Genomic DNA, 23,094 nt, shown 5'->3' with positions numbered 1-23,094 from the left:
AGCAGGGAGCCAGATAGGTCCGTTTAGACTTTGATGTTCGGGATGATCTGCTTTTTACGGCTCATCACACCGGGCAGGACAACGCTGTCACCGGTGACGGTCGCGCCAAAGCTTTTCTCTGCCACAGACTTGGTAAAGTCGTTGGGGATCAGCATGGTGGCTTCTTCGTTCAGGATGTCGACTACGAAAAGCAATACCTGATCGGCCCCGTCTTCTGTGGCAACGCCGGGCATTGCGGCCATTAGTGCGTCTTTGCGGCTCAGCACGGCTGCAGGCGATGTTGTTTCCAGAACGGAGACGCGGAATTTCTTGCCGTCGACTTCGTATTCTTTCGAATCCATGCGCAGCAGCTCTGCCTCGGAGAAGGACGAGACGTCGGACTTCGCCGCAAACATCTGCGCCGCGTATTCAGCGATGTCGACACCCAGATCCTTGGCCAGCGCGTGGGCGATGGCGGTGTCTTCTTGCGTTGTGGTCGGGCTGCGGAATTCCAGCGTGTCGGACAGGATGCAGGTCAGCATCGCGCCTTTGATATTGGCGGGCATCTGCGCCATGTCATCACCGATCATCTTGTACATGATCGTCGCGGTGCAGGCGAGCGTCTCCATCACGATGTTGACGGGGCCTTTGGTTTCAAGCCCGCCCACCAGACGGTGGTGGTCGATGATGGCGGTGATGTCCGCGTCATTGATGCTGGCGGGCAGCTCGGCAGGGTTGTTGGTGTCAACGATCACAACGGGCTGGTCGGCTTGCACGTCGTCGATGATCTGCGGCTTGTCCAGCTTCCAGTGGTCCAGCATGAACAGCGCTTCGGTGTTGGGCTCGCCCAGCAGGGCGGGGGCGGCGTCGACGCCTTTGATTTCATTCAGGTACCATGCCCAGATGATCGGGCTGCCGGTGCTGTCTGTGTCGGGGGATTTATGGCCAAAAACAAGCGTTGTCATAGGAATGTCCTGCAGTGGGAGAGTGTTGATTTGCGCGCCTTATATGGTTGGTTGGCGCAGTTGTCACCACCTGCCTGATAGCCGCGGCTTTGGGGTTCTCAGCAGCGGGGCAAAGCTGGTAGCACTGCACCCATGACAAACCCGCGCGAAACCGACCTTTACCCGCCGATCAAATCCTTTCTCGAGGATCAGGGCTATGTCGTGAAGTCAGAGGTGGGGGCTGCCGATGTCGTGGCTGTTCGCGGGGCAGAGCCGCCGGTGGTGGTCGAGCTGAAGCTGGGCTTTAGCCTCGCGCTGTTCCATCAATGTATCGCGCGTCTGTCGGTCAGCGATGATGTCTATCTGGCGGTCGCCCGTCAGCCGGGCAAACGTTTTGCCAAGGCGGTCAAGGACAACACAGCGCTGGCGCGGCGTTTGGGGTTGGGGTTGATCACCGTGCGGCTGAAGGATGGTCTGGTCGAGGTGCATTGCGATCCGGGCCCCTATGCGCCGCGCAAAAGCGCGAAGCGGCAGGCGCGGCTGCTGCGCGAATTCGCACGGCGTCAGGGCGACCCGAATGACGGCGGGCAGACGCGGGCAGGGCTGGTCACCGCCTATCGGCAGGATGCGCTGAAGCTCGCGATGTATCTATTCGAGGCAGGGGCCAGCAAAGGTGCCCATGTCGCGCGCGAAACCCAGGTTCAGCGGGCCACCGCCATGATGCGCGACAATCACTACGGATGGTTTGAAAAGATCGAGACAGGCATATACGGCCTGACCCCGACAGGTGCCGAAGCCGTTTCCGCCGCGGGGCGGGTGCTTGGGTCGGACTAGCCTGCGCGGGCCACGGTGCAAGTTGGCTAAAATTTTTCAAATTACCGTGGTTGACTAGGGCCGTGCACATCCTTAGCTATCCCTCGTTAGCACTCGGCAGGGCTGAGTGCTAATGGCTGCACCCCTCGACCGGAGGGGCGGCTTGGGAGAATAACTTTGAGCCTTAAGGAGCTGAAAGATGGCATTTAAACCGCTGCATGACCGTGTGCTGGTGCGCCGCACCGAAAGCGAAGAAAAAACCAAGGGTGGCTTGATCATCCCTGATTCCGCAAAAGAAAAACCCTCCGAGGGTGAAGTTGTTTCTTGTGGCGAAGGCGCGCGCAAGGACAGCGGTGAGCTGATCGCAATGGCTGTAAAAGCCGGCGACAAGGTTCTGTTCGGCAAATGGTCCGGCACAGAAGTCACCCTGGACGGCGAAGAACTGCTGATGATGAAAGAAAGCGACATCATGGGGATCCTGTCCTGAGCTCAGGCAGACCGGGGCCTAGCGCCTCACCCAAGATACGCTGACATCAACCCAAGATTTTAGGAGAGACACTATGTCTGCTAAGGACGTAAAATTCGGGACCGACGCCCGTAACAAGATGCTTAAGGGTGTGAACATCCTTGCCGATGCCGTCAAAGTCACACTGGGCCCCAAAGGCCGTAACGTTGTGCTGGACAAATCCTTTGGCGCGCCTCGCATCACCAAAGACGGTGTATCCGTAGCGAAAGAAATCGAACTGGAAGACAAGTTCGAAAACATGGGCGCACAGATGGTCAAGGAAGTTGCTTCCCGGACCAACGACGAAGCGGGTGACGGTACAACAACCGCAACCGTTCTGGCCCAAGCCATCGTTAAAGAAGGCATGAAATCGGTTGCCGCTGGCATGAACCCGATGGACCTGAAGCGCGGCATCGACATGGCGACCACCACTGTCGTCGAAGCGATCAAAGCAGCAGCGCGCCCTGTCAACGACAGCGACGAAGTTGCCCAAGTCGGCACCATCTCTGCAAACGGCGAGAAAGAAATCGGCCGTCAGATCGCGGACGCGATGCAGAAAGTCGGCAACGAAGGTGTGATCACCGTCGAAGAGAACAAAGGTCTAGAAACAGAGACCGATGTTGTTGAAGGCATGCAGTTCGACCGCGGTTACCTGTCCCCTTACTTCGTCACCAACTCCGACAAGATGACTGTCGAGCTGGAAGACGCGATCATCCTGCTGCACGAGAAAAAACTGTCCTCGCTGCAGCCAATGGTTCCCCTGCTTGAGCAAGTGATCCAGTCGCAAAAACCACTGCTGATCATCTCCGAAGATGTTGAAGGCGAAGCGCTGGCAACTCTGGTTGTCAACAAACTGCGCGGCGGCCTGAAAATCGCAGCGGTCAAAGCACCTGGTTTCGGCGATCGCCGCAAAGCCATGCTGCAAGACCTTGCAATCCTGACAGGTGGTCAAGTGATCTCCGAAGATCTGGGCATGAAGCTCGAGTCCGTGACCATGGACATGCTGGGTTCGGCCAAGAAAGTCACCATCACCAAAGACGAAACAACAATCGTTGACGGCGCTGGCGAGAAGGCAGAGATCGAAGCACGTGTTGCTCAGATCCGTAACCAGATCGAAGAAACCACATCCGACTACGACAAAGAGAAGCTGCAAGAACGCGTTGCCAAACTGGCAGGCGGTGTTGCCGTGATCCGCGTTGGCGGCATGTCTGAAGTTGAAGTTAAAGAGCGCAAAGACCGCGTTGATGATGCCCTGAACGCGACACGTGCCGCTGTTCAAGAAGGTATCGTTGTTGGTGGTGGTGTTGCACTGGTTCAAGCGGGCAAAAAGCTCGAAGGGCTGACAGGCGACAACGCAGACCAGAACGTTGGTATCGGCATCGTCCGCAAAGCGCTCGAAGCGCCTCTGCGTCAGATCGCTGAAAACGCTGGTGTTGACGGTTCCGTAGTGGCCGGCAAAATCCGCGAAAGCGACGACCTGAAGTTCGGCTTCAACGCTCAGACCGAAGAATATGGCGACATGTTCAAATTCGGTGTTATCGACCCTGCCAAAGTTGTGCGTACAGCGCTGCAAGACGCGGCATCCGTTGCTGGTCTGCTGATCACAACCGAAGCCATGGTTGCCGACAAACCGTCGAAAGACGGCGGCGCAGCCGGCGGCATGCCCGACATGGGTGGCATGGGCGGCATGGGCGGCATGATGTAAATCACGCCGCGGGGGCGATCACGCCCTTGTGCTGACAGAATGAAGGGGCGCATCACCAGATGCGCCCCTTTTTCGTGGTACGTCGCGCGTCGGTAGCCTAAGCAGTCGCCATGCGTATTTTCTTGCTCACCGCCCTTGTGATGGTCGCCTTCGCGGCCAACTCTGTCCTGACCCGCTTTGCCATCGCGGGCGGGCATATTGATCCAACCGGATTTGCCGTGGTGCGGGTGTTGTCAGGGGCGGTGCTGTTGGCGCTGCTGGTCGTGCTGCGCGGCGGGCGGGTGCCCTTGCTGCGACGTCAACAGGGGCTGGGGGCGGTCACGTTGGCCATCTATATCATCGGTTTCTCGCTCGCCTATCTCACGCTGGATGCAGGGTTGGGCGCGTTGATCCTGTTCGGTGTGGTCCAGATCGCCATGTTCGCCCATGGTGCGCTGTTCGGCGTGACACCGACACCGCGCAAGCTGTTAGGGGCGGGGGTGGCCTTTGCCGGATTGGTGCTGGTGCTCTGGCCGTCGCAAGGCGTGGCGGTTGACCCATTGGGCGCCATGTTGATGATCGCCGCAGGGCTCGGCTGGGCCGCCTATACGATCATTGGCCGCGGTGCGTCTGACCCGCTGGCAGGCAGCGCGGGGAACTTTGTGATCTGCACGCCCTTGGTCGCTATCCTGCTGCTGGTGCAGCCGACATTCTACACCCCCGCGGGCATTGCTCTTGGCGTGGTCTGCGGGGCCGTCACCTCGGGCCTCGGATACGCGCTGTGGTATGCGGTGCTGCCAAGGCTGGCGCAGGCGACGGCGGCGGTGGTGCAACTGTCGGTGCCGGTCATCGCGATCCTTGCCGGTGCGCTTTTGCTGGCAGAGCCTTTGGGCGCAAAGGTGGTCATTGCCACCGCGCTGGTGCTTGGCGGGATCGGGCTGGCGGTCAGCGCACGATCGGCTCCAGCGGGTCGTAGCTGATCGGGTCGTTGCCAAAGGCGACCTGCGCCAGACTATCCGGCTTGACCCGCAGGCCGCGCATCTCGTCGGGGGTGACCCAGCGGCGGTCGGTCACGATCCTTTCGGCGTCCTGCCACGCGGGGTCCACATCGGCAGAGCCGGTCACCGTGCAGCGAAAGTAGATATCCACCTGATGGAAATCCCCCTCGGGGTCGTGGAATTCATTCACCAAGCAGGGCACCCCTACGGCGATCTGCAGGCCGGTTTCCTCAAACACCTCGCGGATCAGATTGTCGGGCAGGGCGCTGCCGCGTTCTACCCCGCCACCGGGCGCGCACATCAGGTCACTTTTGCCATCGGGATATGCGTTGACCAGCAGCAAGCGGCCTTCATGGACCAACACGGCACGAACCGCCAAACGCGGGCTATTTTCCGCCATCTTACCCTCAATCTCGCGGCGCATGCGTCAAAGCATTTCACATGCGGCGTTTTCAGTCTATTTGACCCTAGCTATGAAAACACTGGTCACAATCACTTTCTCGCTTGGCGTGCTGTCGGGTGTAGCACAGGCGCAAGCGCCACTTTCCATAGCCGGAGAGGGGCGCTGCGTGGTGCTGTTGCACGGGCTCGCCCGGACAGAGACCTCCTTTGCCGTGATGGAGGCCGCGCTCGAGACCGAGGGCTACACCGTGGTGCGCCCCGGCTACCCGTCAACCACCGCCCCCGTCGAAGAGCTGACCCGCCGCACCTTGCCCGACGCAGTCGCGGCCTGCGGGACGGATAAGGTTGATTTTGTGACCCATTCCATGGGCGGTATCCTTCTGCGGCAATGGGTTGCCGAAACAGGCGATGCGCGTATTGGCCGCGTCGTCATGCTGGCCCCGCCCAATCACGGCAGCGAGGTCGTGGACACGCTGGGTGATCTTGCCGCCTTTGACTGGATGAACGGTCCCGCAGGGGCGCAGATGGGGACGGGTGAAAACTCCCTCCCGCTGCGGTTGCCTCCGGTTACCTTTGATCTGGGCGTGATCGCGGGCACGCAATCGCTGAACCCCTATTTCTCGTCGCTGCTGCCGGGGCGCGATGATGGCAAAGTGTCCGTCCAATCCGCGCGGGTCGACGGGATGAGCGATTTTTTGATGCTGCCGGTGACGCATACGTTCATGATGATGAACCCGACGGTGATTGCGCAGACGATGACCTATCTGGACACAGGGAAATTCGACCGGTCGCTGGGGTTCGTGGACGCGGTGCTTGATTCAATCGGCTGCCCCGATGGGGCCTGCTTGCCGGGACAAAAGGCTAACGATGCTGAACGTTGAATTTACGGGGGCGCACGTCCTGGGCGCGGATGCGCTTGAGCCCCGCCCGCTGGCGGTTGCGCAGGGGTTGATTACCGATGTGGCGCAAACCACGCGCGTTGATCTTGATGGTTACATGATTGTGCCGGGGATCGTCGATGTGCATGGGGATGGGTTCGAACGGCACCTCGCCCCCCGCCGCGGTGCGATGAAAACCATGCAAGAGGGTCTGGTCGCCGCCGAGGCAGAGCTGGCCGCCAATGGCATCACCACCGCCGTGCTGGCGCAGTTCATCAGCTGGGAAGGCGGCTTGCGCGGCTATGAATTTGCCGAACAGGTCTTTGGCGCGATCCAGCAGGTGTCGGATACGTTCGTTACGGACCTGCGCGGACAGCTCCGGCTCGAGACGCATCTGCTGGACCTCTACGCCGATCTGCCGCAGCGCATGCAGGACTGGGGGCTGTCCTATGTCGTGTTCAACGACCATCTGCCGCACGATCGGCTGGCGAAGGGGCAGGTGCCCAAACGCATGGTAGGGCAAGCGCTGAAGGCAGGGCGCAACCCGGACGACCATCTGCGGATGATGGAAGACCTGCACGCCCAAAGCGCGGATGTCCCCGGCGCGCTGGACTGGCTGTGCAAGGTGCTGGCGGCGCGGGGTATCCAGATGGGCAGCCATGATGACACCACCGCCGAAGGGCGCGCCCTATGGCGCAAGCGTGGCGTGCGCGTCGCCGAGTTCCCCGAGACGCAGGAGGCAGCCGAAGCCGCAGCGGCGGCGGGGGATCATGTGGTGCTGGGGTCGCCCAATGTGGTGCGCGGCGGGTCGCACAACGGCAATGTTTCCGCGCTTGACCTGATTTCGATGGGGATCGGCGGGGCGCTTGCCTCTGACTACCATTACCCGTCGCCACGACGCGCGGCCTTCATGCTGGCGGATAGTGGCGTATTGCCCTTGGCGCAGGCGTGGCACTTGGTGTCGGCAGGGCCCGCGACGGTGCTGGGGCTGTCGGATCGGGGCGTGATCGCCACCGGAAAGCGGGCTGATCTACTGGTGCTCGACGCGCAGACGCGCCGTGTAGCCCTGACGATGTCGGGCGGGCGCGTCAGCTATATGTCCGGCGATATTGCCGCGCGGTTCCTTCGCTAGGCCCGCGCGGATAGCGCCCTAGCTGGGCCGTTTGACGATGTTCACATGGCCCATCTTACGGCCCGGTTTGACGTCGGCCTTGCCGTACAGATGCAGCGCTGTGTCGCGCTGTTTCGCCAGCTCGGGCACACGGTCCATATCGTCGCCGATCAAGTTCTCCATCACCACATCTGCATAGCGGCTGCCGTCGCCCAAGGGCCATCCCGCCACGGCACGGATGTGCTGTTCGAACTGGTCCACCGCACAGCCGTTCTGCGTCCAATGGCCCGAGTTATGCACCCGTGGCGCGATCTCGTTCACGATGAATCCTTGCGGTGTGACGAAAAGCTCGACCCCCAGAACGCCGACATAATCCAGTGCATTCAGGATCTTGGCGGCCAGCAGTACCGCATCCATGCGCTGTGCGGCGCTTAGCCGGGCAGGGACGGTGGTGGTGTGCAGGATGCCGTCGCGGTGCACATTCTCACCGGGATCGAAACAGGCAACCTCGCCCGAGGGGCTGCGCGCGGCGATCACGGACACTTCGGCGGTGAAGTTCACAAAGCCTTCCAGCACCGCAGGATTGCCAGCCATATCTGCCAAGGCCCCCGCCGCATCATCCGCGCTGCGCAGGCGCGACTGCCCCTTTCCGTCATAGCCGAAGCGACGGGTTTTCAGGATCGACGGCGCGCCGATGGTCGTCATTGCGGCCTCCAGATCGGCGGCATTGGCGATATCGGCAAAAGGGGCGACAGTCAGGCCCAAACCTTCGAGGAACTGTTTCTCCACCAGACGGTCCTGACTGGTGCGCAGCGCCTCGCGGTTGGGACGGATGGGGGTGATGTTTTCGATCACATCCAGCGCATCTGTCGGGATGTTTTCAAACTCGAAGGTGACGATATCAACCGATTTGGCAAAGGCGGTCAGCGCGTCGACGTCATCATAGCCAGCGGTGGTCAGCGCATGGGCGACATCACCTGCAGGCGGGTTGGCACCGGGTTCAAAGATATGCGTGCGAAACCCCAGACGTGCGGCGGCAACGGACAGCATGCGCCCCAATTGCCCGCCGCCCAAAATCCCGATGGTGGCCCCTGTCTTCAATGCTTCAGTCATCCGAAGGCTCCTCTGGGATGGAGGCGCTGAGCGCATCGCGCCAAGCGTCAAGACGGGCGGCAAGGGCAGGGTCTTGGAGGGCCAGAATGCCCGCCGCCATCAACGCGGCATTCGCGGCACCTGCTGCACCGATCGCCATCGTCGCGACCGGAAAGCCGCGGGGCATCTGCACGATAGAATAAAGCGAATCCACACCCGACAGCGCCTTGGTTTGCACTGGCACGCCGATCACCGGCACGCGGGTCTTGGACGCCATCATGCCGGGCAAATGCGCAGCACCGCCCGCACCGGCGATGATCACCTGCAGGCCACGGTCGGCGGCGGTTTTCCCATAGCTCCACAACCGGTCGGGAGTGCGGTGTGCCGATACGATCTTGGCCTCGTAAGCGATACCAAGTTCATCCAGCAGCGTCGCTGCCTCGCGCATCGTGGCCCAATCGGACTGCGAGCCCATGATGATGCCGACAGGTGGATTTTCCATGAAAAAGGGCCTTTGCTAGAGCGTATAAGAAGCGCGCACTATAGCCATGATCGCCCGCGTGGCAATCCGCTGGCGGGCGCTGTCAGGCGGTAATATCGGGGGTCAGCCGGTCTTCGATCTGGGCAATCAGGTCTTTCAGGCGCAGCTTGCGTTTTTTCAGCCGCTGCAGCGTCAGTTGATCGCCCGTCCCCTTGTCGACCAGCGCCTGAATGGCATCGTCCAGATCGCGATGCTCGCGGCGAAACACCTCAAGCTCGACACGCAGGACATCGTCATTCTTCATCGACAGGTCGGAGGGAGGATTCATAGGTTTGGCTGATTCTTGCTATATCTAGGCCTGCGAATATAGGCGGTTGCAATTCAAAGGCATAGCCCTTGCGTCCTGCCCCCATGGCCCCCATATTTGATGCAGGTCGCCGAATACGGGGCCGGATGACTGACTGTCGCTTATCTTAAAGGACGTGTCTTATGACGAAATTAACGCTGGCTTCCTACCCGCATATGCTGGGTTTCGAGCAGTTGGAACGGGTGATGGAACGTACGGCGAAGGCCGGAAACGAAGGCTATCCACCGTTCAACATTGAACAAACGTCGGACTATAGCTACCGCATTACGCTTGCGGTTGCAGGTTTTGCGGAACAAGATCTCTCTATAACCGTTGAGGATAGACAGCTTGTGATCCGTGGCCGTCAGGTCGACACGCAAGAAGACCGAATCTTTTTGCACCGCGGGATCGCCGCACGCCAGTTCCAACGATCCTTCGTACTGGCCGACGGTGTAGACGTTGGCGAAGCGCTGATTGAAAACGGCCTGTTACACGTCGATCTCACCCGCGCGAAGCCCGAAAAAGTCGTTCAGACCATCAAGATCAGAAAAGGGGAATAAAATGCATAACGAAGAAACGCATGTTCAGGACCGTACCGTCTACGTCAAGATGATTGCCGTGTCCGACCTTCCCCTCGAAGTGCGCGAGCAGGCGGAAGGGTTAAAACAGCTATACGCCGTGCATGACGCCGAAGGGCAGCAGCTGGCGCTGGTCGGTGACCGCAAGCTCGCCTTTAGCCTCGCGCGCGATCATGACTATGCGCCAGTGATGGTGCATTAAGTCCTAACATCTAAAATTAAACAAAAAGGGTCGCTGATTTGCGGCCCTTTTTTTTGCACGACGTCCAACAACACGCATGAAAAAGGCCAGCCTATGAAGGCTGGCCTTTCTGTAGTCGACTTGTCGAAAGGGTTACCCCTTAATCAGCCCCATGCTTTCCAGCTTGAGCAGCACCTGATGCGCGCAGTTGTCGACGTCGACGTTCTCTGTCTCGACGCGCAGTTCGGGAGTTTCGGGAACGTCATAGGGGTCTGAGATCCCTGTGAACTCCTTGATCTTGCCTTCACGGGCCAGCTTGTACAGCCCCTTGCGGTCGCGGCGTTCGCATTCCTCAATGGAGGTGGCGACATGCACCTCGACGAAGGCACCAAAGCTTTCCACGTCTTCGCGCACGGCGCGGCGGGTGGTGGCGTAAGGCGCAATGGGCGCGCAGATGGCGATGCCGCCGTTCTTGGTGATCTCGGACGCGACATAGCCGATGCGGCGGATGTTCAGATCGCGGTGCTCTTTGCTAAAGCCCAATTCCGACGACAGGTTCTTGCGAACGATATCGCCATCCAGCAGCGTGACGGGACGGCCGCCCATCTCCATCAGTTTGACCATCAAAGCATTGGCAATTGTCGATTTCCCCGAGCCGGAGAAACCGGTGAAGAAGACGGTAAAGCCCTGCTTGTTGCGCGGCGGCTTGGTGCGGCGCAGCTCTTCAACCACCTCGGGGAAGGAGAACCATTCAGGAATTTCCAGCCCTTCCTGCAGACGGCGACGCAACTCGGTGCCCGAGATGTTGAGGATGGTGATGTCATCCTTGTCTTCGATCTCGTCAATCGCCTCGTATTGCGCGCGCTCGGCGACCCAAACCATATGTTTGAAGTCGACCATTTCGATGCCCATTTCTTCCTCATGGGCGCGGAACAGATCCTGCGCGTCATAGGGGCCATAGAAATCATCACCGGCAGAGTTCTTGCCGGGGCCCGCATGGTCGCGGCCCACGATGAAATGGGTGCAGCCGTGGTTCTTGCGGATCAGACCGTGCCACACGGCCTCGCGGGGGCCGGCCATGCGCATGGCGAGGTTCAGCAGGCTCATTGCGGTGGTGGCGGCGGGGTATTTGTTCAGCACGGCCTCGTAGCAGCGCACGCGGGTAAAGTGGTCCACATCGCCGGGCTTGGTCAGGCCGACAACGGGGTGGATCAGCAGGTTCGCCTGCGCTTCACGCGCGGCGCGGAAGGTCAGTTCCTGGTGCGCGCGGTGCAGGGGGTTGCGGGTCTGGAAGGCCACAACCTTGCGCCAGCCCATCTTGCGGAAATAGGCACGCAGCTCGTTCGGCGTGTCGCGACGCGCCTTGAAATCATAGTGGACGGGCTGCTGGATGCCGGTCACAGGGCCGCCCAAATAGACGTTGCCCGCGGTGTTGTGCAGATAGTTCACCGCCGGATGCGCGCTGTCGTCCGCGCCAAAGACTTTCTCGGCCTCGCGAGCCTTGTTTGGAACCCAGCGGTCGGTGACGGTCATCACCGCCAAAATCACGCCTTCCTGATCGCGCAGCGCAATGTCCTGCCCGATCTCGAGCCCTTCGGCAAACTTTTCCGACACATCGAGGTTGATCGGCATCGGCCACAGCGACCCATCCGCCAGACGCATGTTTTCGACAACACCGTCATAGTCTTCTTCGGTCAAGAAACCCTTAAGAGGGTTGAAGCCACCGTTCATCAGCAGCTCTAGATCGCAGATCTGGCGCGGCGTCAGGTCATGGCTGACCAGATCGCCAGCTTCCACCTTCAGCTTCTGCGCCGAGTCGTAAGAGACATAGAGTTCAGGGATCGGAGCAAGGTTGGGCGTTTGCATGGGCGTCTCGCAATTTTTTAGGTTCAAATTCGAATATTCGGGCTGATAGACCGCACCGATTGGGCTAGGCAACCTTTGTAGCCGCTTTGCGGCGAATTACGGACAGCGACGTGTTTTTTGCTGGGAAAAGGCAATCTTATCCCAGCAAATGCCATCCTAGGCGAACGTTATGCGTCGTCTTTTACCTCGGCTCCATAGCCAAGCGGCAGCGATGTGTCTTTGCCTTCGTCATCGCCAACTTCCGCAAGGAATCGTTCAGCCTCTAGCGCGGCCATACAGCCCATGCCGGCGCTGGTCACGGCCTGACGGTATTTGTGGTCGGTCAGGTCGCCCGCCGCGAATACACCGGGGACAGAGGTTTCGGTGCTGTCCGGCTTGGTGACGACATAGCCGCCCATATGCGTTTCCAGCGTATCCTTGACCAATTCATTCGCGGGCGCGTGACCGATGGCGACGAAAACACCTTTGCACGGAATATCGGTGATCTCGCCGGATTCGACGTGCTTGACCTTGACCCCTTCGACACCAAGCGGCGCATCGGTCCCATAGACTTCATCCAGTTGATGGAACCACAGCGGTTCGATCTTTGGATTTTTCATCAGCCGGTCGATCAGGATCTTCTCGGCGCGCAGCTCGTCCCGGCGGTGGATCAAGGTGACCTTGGAGGCGAAGTTGGTCAGGAACAGCGCTTCTTCCACGGCGGTGTTGCCACCCCCGATGACCACGATTTCCTGATTGCGATAGAAGAAGCCATCGCAGGTGGCACAGGCCGAAACGCCGAAGCCTTTGAACTTCTCTTCGGTCTCAAGCCCCAGCCATTTTGCCCGTGCGCCTGTTGCAAGGATCACGGCGTCGGCCACATAGGTCGTGCCGCTGTCGCCCTTGGCGTGGAAGGGGCGGCTGGACAGGTCCAGATCGGTGATGATGTCGCCGATGATCTCGGTCCCCATCGCCTTGGCGTGGTCCTGCATGCGGATCATCAGATCGGGGCCCTGGACCTCGCTGTCGCCGGGCCAGTTTTCAACCTCGGTCGTGGTGGTCAACTGCCCGCCCGGTTCGATGCCTTGTACAAGGATCGGGTTCAGCATCGCGCGGCTGGCATAGACACCGGCAGTATATCCGGCAGGGCCGGAGCCGATGATCAAAAGCTTGGTTTCGCGAGTTTCGGCCATGATAAAGAACCCCAGAATGTATAATTTGTTGCGTTCCAACCGATATAGACGCCCCTCGGGTTGCCTTAAACCCCAAGTTTGCATATCCGCCCTGCAAAGATCGCCGTCATCGAAAATGCGGTTGATTTTTGCTTGAATTCAGAACATTGCGCACCGGCGAAAGATTATTGCGTCCAACGATGTTGGTGCTATAACAATTGAAAATCCTATGGGGGTATTATGGCAGGGACGCGGCTTGATCCGATTGATCGGAAAATTTTAGCCGAATTGCAGGCGGACGGGCGCATGACCAACGTTGAGTTGGCCAAACGTGTAGGCATCTCTGCGCCGCCGTGCCTGCGCCGGGTCCGGACCCTTGAGGAAAGCGGATATATCCGCGGCTACCACGCGAATGTTAACGCGCGCGAGCTGGGGTTCGAGGTACAGGTCTTTGCGATGGTCGGTCTGGCCAGCCAGGCTGAATCCGACCTCACCGCCTTTGAAGAGAAGTGCCGCAACTGGCCGCTGGTCCGCGAATGTCACATGCTCAACGGCGAGGTGGATTTCCTGCTGAAATGCGTCGCCCCCGATCTGTCGAGCTTCCAGAGCTTTCTGACCGGACAATTGCTGACGACGCCCAATGTGGAAAGCGTCAAAACCAGCCTTGTGATCCGCCCGGCCAAAGACGAACCTGGCGTACCTTTTGATGTGCTGGAAAGCCGTCTGAAAAGCGAACCCTAAAGGCTATTGCGCAGCGTAGATCGGGTCTGACCGTTCTGACGCGCGGGGGTGACACAGCGGGCCAAAATCCTTGGCACTACTGATATGCGGAAACATTGATAAAAACGCGTCACGTTGATGCAGCGGCAGGGCTGCGATTGTCGACGGGCCGGGGTGAAATGTTTCCATCTCTAGACCGCTGACGCTGATCGCGGCATGACGGGCAAGACCCAAGTGATACAGCCGTACCGGCGTCGGAGGCTGAATTTCGATGATATTTACCCCGTCCACCAGATCGCGCATCAGGGTAAAGACCTTGCGCGTCTGCTCTGCGCCGCGAAGACTTTGTGGCGTATGCAGGATGCGCGCAGCGGGGCCGAAGGTCAGGAAACCAGAGGGGCGCGCCAGCCCCAGACTGTCCGCCATGACCCGTACAAGCGGCGTGCGATGGCCGATATCCGCAGGGACGAACTTGCTTGATCCAACCCAAAGAAGCGGAGTGTGCAGCCCGTCGGCCTGTACGATCCGGTCACCGGGGCAAAGGTCTTCGACCGGGATTTCCCCTTGGGTCGTGCGGATCAACGTGCCATGGGCGAAAGCGGAAAACGGTTCTTCGAACAACGGTGTGGCAGGGGCGTAGCCTTCGGTCACAAAGACGGAGCCGTCCTGACGCAGCACCGCAATCTCATACGCGCGGGTGCGTCCGGTAGATCTGGCACGCGCTTCCCGCAGAACCGAACGGGAGGCTGCTGATTGCGTCGTATGTGTAGGGGAGGGGGGAAAATCAGGGGCAGTATGCAATGTCATAATGTGACCTTTATATGGTCGATCGCACGTGCCTAGCCCCCGCTGAAACACCTGCGATCCGGATTAATCCGCGCGAGAGAGGCCCGCGCGCATAGAATGTTTGTGATCGGTCTCAAACCATCTGTTCGGACAGGCACCCGCCCGTCGCGCGCAGGGTCACCGGCTGGCCCGAGAACCCCCGGGCCATAAGCCGACCCTGTTCAGGCGGCTTTTTGCTGGGACGTCAGGGCAGCGCGTTTCGCGATAAACGCGGCGCGGCGTGTGCCACGGGACCAAGGCAGGTTCACGCCTTCCTTGTTGGAAGCGTCGATAACCGATTTGATGAAGCGTGCGTTGGTTTTCATGCTCTGTATCCTATTGTCTATGGGCAATGCCCTTTCGTCGAGGATCACTATGCAAATGCTTTCGGGCACCGATTGGGCATTTCACGAAAAAATACAGATAATTCGAGCAGACCTGGGCGCGGTTTGTGGCACGCGCTCAAAAGCGCGAAACACCCTTGAATTTATGACCTGTGGTAGAAAATGCGCCGCCATTCAAACAGGCTGCTGGCCGGCTATGGGGCGAAATTTGGGCAGGTGCCTGTCGCATTGCTGCCTAAATTCACGCTTCTATAGCACAATCGCAGCGATCAGCCGGCCATAGTCAGCCTCTTTCGCGTGGGTGCTGCGACGGTAGCTATAGAAACGATCCGCATCGCTATATGTGCAGTGGCGCGTCCATTCCGCATGGCCCACACCCGCCGCGCGCAGGCGGTTCAGGCCAAAGCCCGCAAGGTCGAACTGCATCCGGTCATCGGTGCCATTTGCGAAATAGCGGGCGAATGTCGGATCTTCTGCTAGGAACGCATCGATGAACTCTGGCCCGACCTCATAGGCGCGCTGGCTGATGCAGGGGCCGATCACTGCTGTGATATTATCGCGTGTGGCCCCAAGGTCTTCCATCGCCTCGACTGTGGCGGTCAGCACCCCGTCGAGCGCGCCGCGCCAACCGGCATGCGCCGCCCCGATCACGCCGGCTTCGGCGTCGTGGAACAGCACAGGCTGGCAATCGGCGGTCAGGATCGACAAGGCCAGCCCCGGTGTCGCGGTGACCAGCGCATCGGCGCGGGGTTTCTCGTTCTGGGGGGCATCGACGCTAATGACGGTGGCGGAATGGATCTGATGCACGCCAACCAGATGGTCCGGTGCCACGTCCATTGCATCGGCGACACGGGCACGATTGATCTCTACGACCTCGCGCTGGTCCGAGCTGCCAACCCCGCAATTCAGCCCGGCAAACACGCCAGAGGAGGCTCCGCCGCGGCGCGTAAAGAACCCGTGGCGCACGTCGCCAAGACTATCGGAGGTGAGTATTTCCAGCGTCATGGTTCCAATCCTGGGGGCGGGCTGTGGTGCGGAGGATAAATCCCCATCACTTTAAACAAATTTCCCATTTCTGACGGATGCGTCAAGCGTCTATGTGCGGCGACATGGGCGTTCAGCGCGTCCTCGGTCATGCCCTTGGCAAGGGTCTGTGCGCGTTGAGTGATCCCGAGGCGTTCAAGAAAGACGCCCTGCGGGGTGATGCGAGTGTGGCTAGCCGGTGCGGCCGCGAGGGCAAGCTTTTCAAAATCGACGTGTGCTGTCAAATCGGCCTGGCCAGGGGCGGCCAGCGGATCGGCTTTTTCATGCCCCCGCAGCGCCTGCAAGGTATCGCCCAGACTGTGCCAGTCGCCATAATCCACGATCAGCGCGGCACCGCCGTGGGTCGCGATCCGTTCCGACACAGGGTGGAGGATCGGCGCAAGCTGGTTGCAATCCTCGACCAGATCGCCGGGCGTGGTATCTGCCAGCCGGTCGGCCAGCGCGGGTTGCGGCAGTTCGGGCCCCAGCCCAAAGCTCAACGCGCCGTCCGCCAGCCCAACCTGCCGTTCGCGCCACGATGTTTCGCCACGGACGAACTGGCGGATCGGCAGCGCGTCGAAAAATTCATTCGCCACCAGAAAAAGCGGCTGGTCGGGCAGCGCGTCGGTCCCGTCGGCCCAGATCACCTGATGCCCCGCAAGGGTCTTGGCCTGCACATCGCGCAGCGTCGGGGACGCCTCTACCAGCGTAATTTGCGCCGCCTCGATAAAGCCGGGCACGTTACGGGTCGCGCGCAGGATATCGGCCATCAGGGTGCCGCGGCCGGGGCCAAGCTCGGCCAAGGTGAAGGCCGAGGGCGCGTCTTGGGCGATCCAGCTCTGCGCGAGACACAGGCCCAACAGCTCTCCGAACATCTGGCTGATCTCGGGGGCAGTGGTAAAATCGCCTTGGGTGCCAAAGGGGTCACGGGTGGTATAATAGCCCTGCGTCGGATGCAGCAGGCAGGTGGCCATATATTCGTCGATCCGCATCGGCCCGTTGGACGCGATGCGGCTGTGTAGAATGTCGCGCAGTGTGGTCATGCCTTGCGCGTCGCTCGCAAGATCAGGAACACCCCGATGGCAATCATCGGCAGGCTCAGCAGTTGGCCCATGGTCAGTCCCCAGCCGTTTACATGCCACGCCAGCCCTAGCGGGTTGTTGGCGCTGACAAATTGCGCATCAGGTTGGCGTACGAATTCGACGATGAAACGCGCGGCCCCGTAGCCGGCCAGAAAGACGCCGCCGATCAGCCCCTCCGATTTCAGCCCGCCGCGCCGCCATGCCAGATAGATCAGCAGGGCCCCAAGGATCAGCCCCTCAAGCAGCGCCTCATATAGCTGCGAGGGATGCCGCGCACAGATCGTTGCAATGTCTGGGCAGTCCTGTGCGGCCACCGTGGGAAAGGCCACGCCCCAGGGCAGATCGGTGGGGCGGCCCCAAAGCTCTGCGTTGATGAAATTCGCCAGACGCCCCAGAAACAGGCCAGGTGCCAGCCCCAGACAGACGACATCGCCGGTCGAGATCGTGCTGATGCCGTGACGTTTGGTATAGGCGATGCCCGCAAAGATCACCCCAAGCGCGCCGCCGTGGAACGACATGCCCCCCTCCCAGATCCGCAGGATCTGCGCGGGATTGCTGAGGTAATAGCCCGGTTGATAGAATAGTACATATCCCAGACGCCCGCCCAGAATGACGCCGAGAATGACCCAGAAAAGCAGATCCTCGACCTGCTGTTTGGTCATGACGGGGGTATTGCCCGCCCAAAGCTTGGGCCGCTCAACCGCGCGCACTACGATGCGCCAGCCAACGAGGATGCCGACGATATAGGCCAGCGCATACCAGCGCAGGGCGACGGTCATGCCAAATAACGTGAACGAGAAAATCTCGGGCGATAGGTCGGGGAAGGGGAGCATTGCATTCATGCGCTGATTGAGCCTGACCGTAAACGGAAGTCAACCTTGCGAGAACCCGCTTTGCACACCATATAGTGAGCAACAGCCGATCAGGAGAGAATGACCATGCAAACGCGCAACAAGATTTTCGACGACATCTCGCAGATGATGACCAATGCCATGGGCGTGGCCCAAGGGGCCAAGACCGAAGCAGAGACCGCGATGAAGGGCATGCTGGACCGTTGGCTGGCAGACCGTGATTTTGTGACACGCGAAGAATTCGACGCGGTGCGCGCCATGGCGCAAAAAGCCCGCGAAGAGAATGAAGCGCTGAAAGCGCGGCTTGATGCGATGGACAGCAAGGGCTGATCGCCGCGCTTACCTTCGGCCTACGTTGAACGATGTGATCCGCACCCGCCTTTTGGCGGGTGTGTTCGTTTTCCCGGTGGCACCTCCGCTTCGAATGCTGTCTGTCGGGGTCAGCGCTCTATAGATTGGGGGTTATGCTGCTTTTATCCACAAGATACTGAGGTTATCCCCTATCTTTCGTGGTTACCCCCAGAAAAAGACTTGCCTCAGGGCCGCGTTGCGCGCACCATATTTGGTATAGGTCGCTAAGAGCTTCGGCGATTTATGGTAGATGCACCCATGTATTGATGTGCCTGCGCATATGAATACCCGGATCCAAAGAGGTGACCACATGGCCCTGACAGAGCAGTATCTTGAAGAAGACATTCACCCCATCGACATCGTAGAAAATCTCGCGGCGTATCACGACTGGGACTTCGACCGTATATCGGACGAACAGATCGCGATGGCCGTCGAAGGGCAGTGGCGGACCTATTCCATCACCCTCGCGTGGTCGCCCTTTGACGAAACCCTGCGCCTTGTCTGCACCTTCGAAATGGATCCGCCCGCGGAAAAACTGCCGGTGCTCTATCACTTGCTCAACGATGTGAACGATCAATGCTGGACCGGTGCCTTCACCTATTGGCCGGAACAAAAGCTGATGGTTTATCGCTATGGGCTGGTTCTTGCCGGGGGGCAGGATGCCTCTGCGCAGCAGATTGATACCATGATCAACGCCGCCGTGAGCAACGCAGAGCGGTATTATCCCGCGGTGCAACTGGCGGTTTGGGGCGACCAGACGCCCCGACAAGCCCTTCAGGTTGCCATTGCAGAGGCGTACGGCCACGCATAGGTGTATCCCCGAATGTTAATTTAGGGGTACAGATATGAAAGATACGCGCATCGCCAAAGACGGTTTGGTTCTACTGGGCTGTGGCAAGATGGGATCCGCGATGCTGGCGGGCTGGCTGGCACGCGGGCTTCCGACATCTTCGGTATATGTCATCGATCCGAAACCCTCTGATTGGTTGAAAGAGCAGGGCGTGCAGTTGAACGTCGATCTGCCCAAGGAGCCCGCTGTGGTTCTTGTGGCGGTGAAGCCGCAGATGATGGGTGACGCGCTGCCCACGTTGCAGGCCATGGGCAACGGCAAGACGGTGTTTGTCAGCGTCGCCGCCGGCACCACCATCGCGACGTTTGAGAAAACGCTGGGGGCACAGACGCCAATCGTGCGCGCCATGCCCAACACACCCGCCGCCATCAGCCAAGGCATCACCGCCATCGTCGGCAACGACCACGTCGACGCCAAAGGCATGGACGAAGCCGAAGAGCTGCTGTCGGCCGTGGGCGACGTTGTCCGGCTTGAGGAAGAATCCCAGATCGACGCGGTCACAGGGGTCAGCGGCTCGGGTCCGGCCTATGTTTTCCACATGATCGAAACCATGGCCGCGGGCGGGATCGCGCAAGGGCTCAGCCCCGAGCTCGCGCTAAAACTCGCCACGGCGACGGTGGCAGGGGCCGGGGCGCTGGCGAAATCCGTCGACGAAGGCCCGGACCAGCTGCGCATCAACGTGACCAGCCCCAACGGCACCACACAGGCCGCGCTGGATGTGCTGATGAACGAGCAAGACGGCTTTCCGGTCCTGCTCAAACGCGCTGTGGCGGCAGCCGCCGATCGTTCGCGCGAGCTTTCGAATGGCTGAGATCAGCTTTGACGACTTCATGAAAGTCGACATCAGGGTCGGGACGGTCACCCGTGCCGAACCCTTCCCCGAGGCGCGCAAGCCCGCGATCAAGATGTGGATCGACTTTGGTCCCGATATCGGTGAGCGTAAAACCTCGGCCCAGGTGACGGTGCATTACACGCCCGAGACGCTGATCGGCACGCAGGTGATGGGGGTGGTCAACTTCCCACCGCGTCAGATCGGGCCGTTCATGTCCGAAGTTCTGGTGCTTGGGGTGCCGGACGAGGACGGGGCGATTGTGCTGATGCGCCCCACGCAACCCACCCCGAACGGAGGACGTCTGCATTGACGAAACTACTGATCGCCCGCCCTGCGCCCCCCGAAGTGCACGAGGCCTTGGAAGGCTTTGACGTGACCTATCGCGAGGACAGCGCGCCCTTGTCCGAGGACGAGATGCAGGACGCCCTGCGCGACTATGACGGGGTGCTGGCCACCTTGGGCGACCGCTTTACCGCGGATGTCTTTGGCAAGGTCGGCATGCCACGGTGCAAGATGCTCGCCAATTTCGGGGTGGGCTATAACCACATCGATGTCGAGGCGGCAAAGGCGGCGGGGCTTCAGGTCTCTAACACGCCCGGTGCTGTGACCGATGCCACCGCCGATATCGCCATGACGCTGATGCTGATGGCCGCACGGCGTGCGGGAGAAGGCGAACGGCTGGTGCGGTCAGGTCAATGGTCCGGATGGGAGCCTTCGCAGCTTTTGGGCATGCATCTGACGGGCAAGACTGTCGGGATCGTCGGGATGGGACGTATCGGCCAAGCCGTCGCGCGGCGCTGTCACTACGGCTTTTCGATGGATGTGAAATACTTTAGCCGCAGTGCGAAAAGCGTCGCCTATCCGGCGGAACATATCAGTGATCTCAAACAGTTGGTCGCCGCTGTTGATGTGGTCGTTATCGCTGTGCCGGGCGGGGATGACACGCAGCATCTGATCAATGCGGATGTGCTGGCGGCGATGCAGCCGCATGCCTTCCTGATCAACATCGCGCGCGGCAATATCGTCGAGGAAGCCGCTTTGATCGAGGCCCTGCAAGCGGGCACCATCGGCGGCGCAGGGCTGGATGTGTATGAGTTCGAACCAGAGGTGCCGCAAGCCCTGCGGGATCTGGATAACGTGGTGCTATTACCGCATCTAGGCACGTCCTCCCGGGAGGTGCGTGTGGATATGTGGATGATGGCGGTTGAGAATTTGAAAGCGGGCGTCGCGGGCGAAACGCCACCGAACCTCGTTTAACGGCCCACGGCCTCGCGCCAATGTCGGCGGCATAATGAGATATAGGTCTCGTTGCCGCCGATCTGCACCTGCGCCCCTTCGCGGATCGCTTTGCCTTCGGCATCCTGCCGCACCACCATCGTCGCTTTCTTGCCGCAGTGGCAGATCGTGCGCACCTCGCGCATTTCATCGGCAAGGGCGAGCAGCGTCGCAGACCCAGGGAAGAGCAGACCACGGAAGTCCACGCGCAGCCCATAGCACATGATAGGCACCCGCAGGTCATCCACCGCACGGGCCAATTGCCAGACCTGATCAGGGCTGAGAAACTGCGCCTCGTCGATGAAAATGCAGGCGCAAGGGCCTTCAGCCAAACGCTTTTCGATCTTCGCCAAGAGGTCTTCGTCCGTCTCGAAGGTATCGGCCTCGTGCCCGATCCCGATACGCGATGCGATCCGCCCGTGTCCGGCGCGGTGGTCGAATTTCGCGGTCATCAGATAGGGGACCATGCCACGTTCGACATAGTTATGAGCCGCCTGCAGAAGCACGGTCGATTTGCCCGCGTTCATGGTCGAATAATGAAAGTAAAGCTTTGCCATGGCCCTCTTTAGCGTCAGGCGACCTTGGCGTTCAAGGTGGGGGGAGGGCAGCGGGGGCGCGTCTGTCGCAGACCGCGCCCCACATGTCACAGGTGTTGAGGTGGCTCTGTGCCGGTGGGCTTAGCCGTGGCGCTGCACCAGCACAGACCCCACGGAATATCCGGCCCCGAAGGAACAGATCAGCCCGGTGTCCCCATCGGTCAGATCGTCGGAGTATTTTGAAAACGCGATGATCGACCCGGCAGAGGAGGTGTTGGCGTAGTCTTGCAGGATGTTGGGCTGCTCGCCCGCTTCGGGCGCGCGACCCAGCACTTTGCGACCGATGAAGTCATTCATCGATTTATTCGCCTGATGCAGCCACAGACGCTTTAGATCAGCGGCCTCAACGCCTTCGTCAGCCATGTGGCCCGCGATGTGTTCGGCAACCATCGGCAGCACTTCCTTGAACACCTTGCGCCCGTTTTGCATGAACTGCATGTCGCGGCGGTCCGCGACGCCATCGGGGCGGGACCGGCGCAAAAAGCCATTGTTGTTGCGGATGTTGTTCGAGAACTCGGTCGCGCAACGGGTTGATTTGATCTCGAAATAAGCACCGGCTGCATCTTCGGCGCGTTCGATCAGCACGGCGGTGGCCACGTCCCCAAAGATAAAGTGGCAATCACGGTCGCGCCACTCCAGATGGGCCGAGCATATCTCGGGGCAGACCACCAGCGCCGAGCGGATCGAGCCGGAGCGGATCATATCCGCCGCCGCTTGGATGCCGAAGGTCGCGGACGAACAGGCGACGTTCATATCGAAGGCAAAGCCGTTGATATCCAGCAACTGCTGGATTTCGATCGCTACCGCCGGATAGGCGCGTTCAAGGTTCGACGCCGCGCAGATGACGGCATCAACATCAGCCGTGGTTTTCCCTGCCGCCTGCAACGCCTTCTGTGCCGCATCCAGCGCCATCTCGGCCATCAGGCCGGGTTCGTCGTCGGACCGTTGGCGCAGCAGGGGGTGCATCACTTTGGGGTCCAGAATACCCGTCTTATCCATGACATAGCGCTGTTCGATCCCCGACGCCTTGACGATGAATTCTTCCGAGGAGTGTTCCTTGGCGGGCAACTCTCCGGCGTCAATCTCGGCGGCATGTTCGGCGTTGTACAGATCGGCATAGGCGTTGAACGCCTTGACCAGCTCGGCGTTGGTGATGACCTGTTCCGGCGTAAAGATGCCGCTACCAGTAATGGCGGGTGTGTACATGGGTAAACCTTTTTCAGCGTTGTCCGAGTAGGCCAAGAAACGGCTGCGGGGTCAAGTCCAGCGGGGGCTGGCATGCAAGGGCGACGGACAATGAGAGGGGGGGGAGGAGAGGGGAAAGACCTGCGCCACG

28 protein-coding genes are annotated in these 23,094 nt (G+C 60.2%); 14 read left to right on the top strand and 14 right to left on the bottom strand.

What is annotated here, in order from left to right; all coding sequences use genetic code 11:
- Positions 1–23: 23 nt before the first annotated feature.
- A complete protein-coding gene (locus AADW22_RS13275) occupies positions 24–944 on the bottom strand; it encodes a manganese-dependent inorganic pyrophosphatase (RefSeq protein ID WP_407473885.1) in 921 nt (306 codons plus the stop codon).
- A gap of 132 nt (positions 945–1,076) precedes the next feature.
- Between AADW22_RS13275 and AADW22_RS13270 the strand changes: the two genes are divergently transcribed.
- The 4 genes from AADW22_RS13270 to AADW22_RS13255 all read left to right on the top strand — a co-directional run bounded on the left by AADW22_RS13270 (position 1,077) and on the right by AADW22_RS13255 (position 4,905).
- On the top strand, positions 1,077–1,757 hold the full coding sequence (locus AADW22_RS13270; RefSeq protein ID WP_037944755.1) for a DUF2161 domain-containing phosphodiesterase: 681 nt from the start codon (positions 1,077–1,079) through the stop codon (positions 1,755–1,757).
- 178 nt (positions 1,758–1,935) lie between these two features.
- Positions 1,936–2,223, top strand: coding sequence for a co-chaperone GroES (locus tag AADW22_RS13265; protein WP_005849542.1), 288 nt, complete (start codon positions 1,936–1,938; stop codon positions 2,221–2,223).
- 73 nt (positions 2,224–2,296) lie between these two features.
- Complete coding sequence (groL, locus tag AADW22_RS13260) at positions 2,297–3,946, top strand: chaperonin GroEL (protein ID WP_005849541.1); 1,650 nt, start codon at positions 2,297–2,299, stop codon at positions 3,944–3,946.
- A 110-nt stretch (positions 3,947–4,056) separates the two neighbouring features.
- Entirely contained in the window at positions 4,057–4,905 is an 849-nt protein-coding gene (locus tag AADW22_RS13255) for an EamA family transporter (protein WP_340237809.1), read from the top strand.
- Here AADW22_RS13255 and AADW22_RS13250 read toward each other — a convergent pair.
- Positions 4,871–5,347, bottom strand: coding sequence for an NUDIX domain-containing protein (locus AADW22_RS13250; protein WP_005849537.1), 477 nt, complete (start codon positions 5,345–5,347; stop codon positions 4,871–4,873). The genes AADW22_RS13255 and AADW22_RS13250 overlap by 35 nt on opposite strands.
- 49 nt (positions 5,348–5,396) lie before the next feature.
- Between AADW22_RS13250 and AADW22_RS13245 the strand changes: the two genes are divergently transcribed.
- Together AADW22_RS13245 and AADW22_RS13240 are read left to right on the top strand one after the other, a co-directional pair.
- A complete protein-coding gene (locus tag AADW22_RS13245; protein ID WP_407473884.1) occupies positions 5,397–6,206 on the top strand; it encodes an esterase/lipase family protein in 810 nt (269 codons plus the stop codon).
- A complete protein-coding gene (locus AADW22_RS13240; protein WP_407473883.1) occupies positions 6,193–7,335 on the top strand; it encodes an alpha-D-ribose 1-methylphosphonate 5-triphosphate diphosphatase in 1,143 nt (380 codons plus the stop codon). Before AADW22_RS13245 ends, AADW22_RS13240 begins: the two co-directional genes overlap by 14 nt.
- 18 nt (positions 7,336–7,353) lie before the next feature.
- Here AADW22_RS13240 and AADW22_RS13235 read toward each other — a convergent pair whose 3' ends face one another.
- The 3 genes from AADW22_RS13235 to AADW22_RS13225 all read right to left on the bottom strand — a co-directional run bounded on the left by AADW22_RS13235 (position 7,354) and on the right by AADW22_RS13225 (position 9,215).
- Positions 7,354–8,427 carry a 5-(carboxyamino)imidazole ribonucleotide synthase gene (locus AADW22_RS13235; protein ID WP_074634698.1) on the bottom strand — a complete coding sequence of 358 codons (1,074 nt, stop codon included), beginning with the start codon at positions 8,425–8,427 and terminating at the stop codon, positions 7,354–7,356.
- Positions 8,420–8,908 (bottom strand): 5-(carboxyamino)imidazole ribonucleotide mutase, encoded by a 489-nt coding sequence (purE, locus tag AADW22_RS13230; protein ID WP_180828016.1) that lies wholly within the window; start codon positions 8,906–8,908, stop codon positions 8,420–8,422. The genes AADW22_RS13235 and purE overlap by 8 nt, the downstream gene beginning before the upstream one ends.
- Positions 8,909–8,990: 82 nt before the next feature.
- Positions 8,991–9,215, bottom strand: a complete 225-nt coding sequence (locus tag AADW22_RS13225) for a YdcH family protein (RefSeq protein ID WP_005849528.1) — start codon at positions 9,213–9,215, stop codon at positions 8,991–8,993.
- A gap of 161 nt (positions 9,216–9,376) precedes the next feature.
- On the opposite strand from AADW22_RS13225, the gene AADW22_RS13220 reads away from it, so the two are divergent.
- Together AADW22_RS13220 and AADW22_RS13215 are read left to right on the top strand one after the other, a co-directional pair.
- On the top strand, positions 9,377–9,793 hold the full coding sequence (locus AADW22_RS13220) for an Hsp20 family protein (protein ID WP_005849527.1): 417 nt from the start codon (positions 9,377–9,379) through the stop codon (positions 9,791–9,793).
- Position 9,794: 1 nt separating this feature from the next.
- Positions 9,795–10,013: a DUF1150 family protein gene (locus tag AADW22_RS13215; protein ID WP_009825186.1), complete on the top strand. Its 219-nt coding sequence runs from the start codon at positions 9,795–9,797 to the stop codon at positions 10,011–10,013.
- A 132-nt stretch (positions 10,014–10,145) separates the two neighbouring features.
- Here AADW22_RS13215 and AADW22_RS13210 read toward each other — a convergent pair whose 3' ends face one another.
- Positions 10,146–11,858, bottom strand: coding sequence for a bifunctional sulfate adenylyltransferase/adenylylsulfate kinase (locus AADW22_RS13210; RefSeq protein ID WP_064217127.1), 1,713 nt, complete (start codon positions 11,856–11,858; stop codon positions 10,146–10,148).
- Positions 11,859–12,025: 167 nt separating this feature from the next.
- The gene (gene trxB / locus AADW22_RS13205) at positions 12,026–13,030 is read right to left on the bottom strand and encodes a thioredoxin-disulfide reductase (protein ID WP_407473882.1); all 1,005 of its coding nucleotides are present in this window, start codon (positions 13,028–13,030) and stop codon (positions 12,026–12,028) included.
- A gap of 219 nt (positions 13,031–13,249) precedes the next feature.
- On the opposite strand from trxB, the gene AADW22_RS13200 reads away from it, so the two are divergent.
- On the top strand, positions 13,250–13,750 hold the full coding sequence (locus AADW22_RS13200) for an Lrp/AsnC family transcriptional regulator (RefSeq protein WP_005849518.1): 501 nt from the start codon (positions 13,250–13,252) through the stop codon (positions 13,748–13,750).
- 3 nt (positions 13,751–13,753) lie between these two features.
- Here AADW22_RS13200 and AADW22_RS13195 read toward each other — a convergent pair whose 3' ends face one another.
- From AADW22_RS13195 to lgt, 5 genes are all read right to left on the bottom strand, one after another.
- Entirely contained in the window at positions 13,754–14,536 is a 783-nt protein-coding gene (locus AADW22_RS13195) for a Hint domain-containing protein (protein ID WP_407473881.1), read from the bottom strand.
- Between the two features lie 200 nt (positions 14,537–14,736).
- On the bottom strand, positions 14,737–14,880 hold the full coding sequence (locus AADW22_RS13190; protein ID WP_005849514.1) for a hypothetical protein: 144 nt from the start codon (positions 14,878–14,880) through the stop codon (positions 14,737–14,739).
- Between the two features lie 267 nt (positions 14,881–15,147).
- Positions 15,148–15,903: a peptidoglycan editing factor PgeF gene (gene pgeF, locus AADW22_RS13185; protein WP_342579871.1), complete on the bottom strand. Its 756-nt coding sequence runs from the start codon at positions 15,901–15,903 to the stop codon at positions 15,148–15,150.
- Entirely contained in the window at positions 15,900–16,964 is a 1,065-nt protein-coding gene (locus AADW22_RS13180) for a class I SAM-dependent methyltransferase (RefSeq protein WP_407473880.1), read from the bottom strand. The genes pgeF and AADW22_RS13180 overlap by 4 nt, the downstream gene beginning before the upstream one ends.
- Positions 16,961–17,845, bottom strand: coding sequence for a prolipoprotein diacylglyceryl transferase (gene lgt, locus AADW22_RS13175; RefSeq protein WP_005849509.1), 885 nt, complete (start codon positions 17,843–17,845; stop codon positions 16,961–16,963). Before lgt ends, AADW22_RS13180 begins: the two co-directional genes overlap by 4 nt.
- Before the next feature lie 96 nt (positions 17,846–17,941).
- Between lgt and AADW22_RS13170 the strand changes: the two genes are divergently transcribed.
- The 5 genes from AADW22_RS13170 to AADW22_RS13150 all read left to right on the top strand — a co-directional run bounded on the left by AADW22_RS13170 (position 17,942) and on the right by AADW22_RS13150 (position 21,144).
- The gene (locus AADW22_RS13170; protein WP_005849508.1) at positions 17,942–18,184 is read left to right on the top strand and encodes an accessory factor UbiK family protein; all 243 of its coding nucleotides are present in this window, start codon (positions 17,942–17,944) and stop codon (positions 18,182–18,184) included.
- Positions 18,185–18,515: 331 nt separating this feature from the next.
- On the top strand, positions 18,516–19,016 hold the full coding sequence (locus tag AADW22_RS13165; protein WP_005849506.1) for a YbjN domain-containing protein: 501 nt from the start codon (positions 18,516–18,518) through the stop codon (positions 19,014–19,016).
- Between the two features lie 34 nt (positions 19,017–19,050).
- Positions 19,051–19,866, top strand: coding sequence for a pyrroline-5-carboxylate reductase (gene proC / locus AADW22_RS13160; RefSeq protein WP_407473879.1), 816 nt, complete (start codon positions 19,051–19,053; stop codon positions 19,864–19,866).
- The gene (locus AADW22_RS13155) at positions 19,859–20,197 is read left to right on the top strand and encodes a tRNA-binding protein (RefSeq protein WP_005849502.1); all 339 of its coding nucleotides are present in this window, start codon (positions 19,859–19,861) and stop codon (positions 20,195–20,197) included. The genes proC and AADW22_RS13155 overlap by 8 nt, the downstream gene beginning before the upstream one ends.
- Positions 20,194–21,144 carry a 2-hydroxyacid dehydrogenase gene (locus AADW22_RS13150; RefSeq protein WP_386168365.1) on the top strand — a complete coding sequence of 317 codons (951 nt, stop codon included), beginning with the start codon at positions 20,194–20,196 and terminating at the stop codon, positions 21,142–21,144. Before AADW22_RS13155 ends, AADW22_RS13150 begins: the two co-directional genes overlap by 4 nt.
- On the opposite strand, the gene AADW22_RS13145 is transcribed toward AADW22_RS13150, so the two are convergent.
- Positions 21,141–21,719 carry a thymidine kinase gene (locus tag AADW22_RS13145; protein WP_005849498.1) on the bottom strand — a complete coding sequence of 193 codons (579 nt, stop codon included), beginning with the start codon at positions 21,717–21,719 and terminating at the stop codon, positions 21,141–21,143. The genes AADW22_RS13150 and AADW22_RS13145 overlap by 4 nt on opposite strands.
- Positions 21,720–21,839: 120 nt before the next feature.
- On the bottom strand, positions 21,840–22,964 hold the full coding sequence (locus AADW22_RS13140; RefSeq protein ID WP_340287857.1) for a beta-ketoacyl-ACP synthase III: 1,125 nt from the start codon (positions 22,962–22,964) through the stop codon (positions 21,840–21,842).
- Positions 22,965–23,094 lie beyond the last annotated feature (130 nt).

Origin of the sequence: Sulfitobacter sp. PM12, assembly GCF_045586035.1 — a bacterium.
Classification (GTDB): domain Bacteria; phylum Pseudomonadota; class Alphaproteobacteria; order Rhodobacterales; family Rhodobacteraceae; genus Sulfitobacter; species Sulfitobacter pontiacus.
This window is presented reverse-complemented; position numbering and strand designations above follow the sequence as displayed.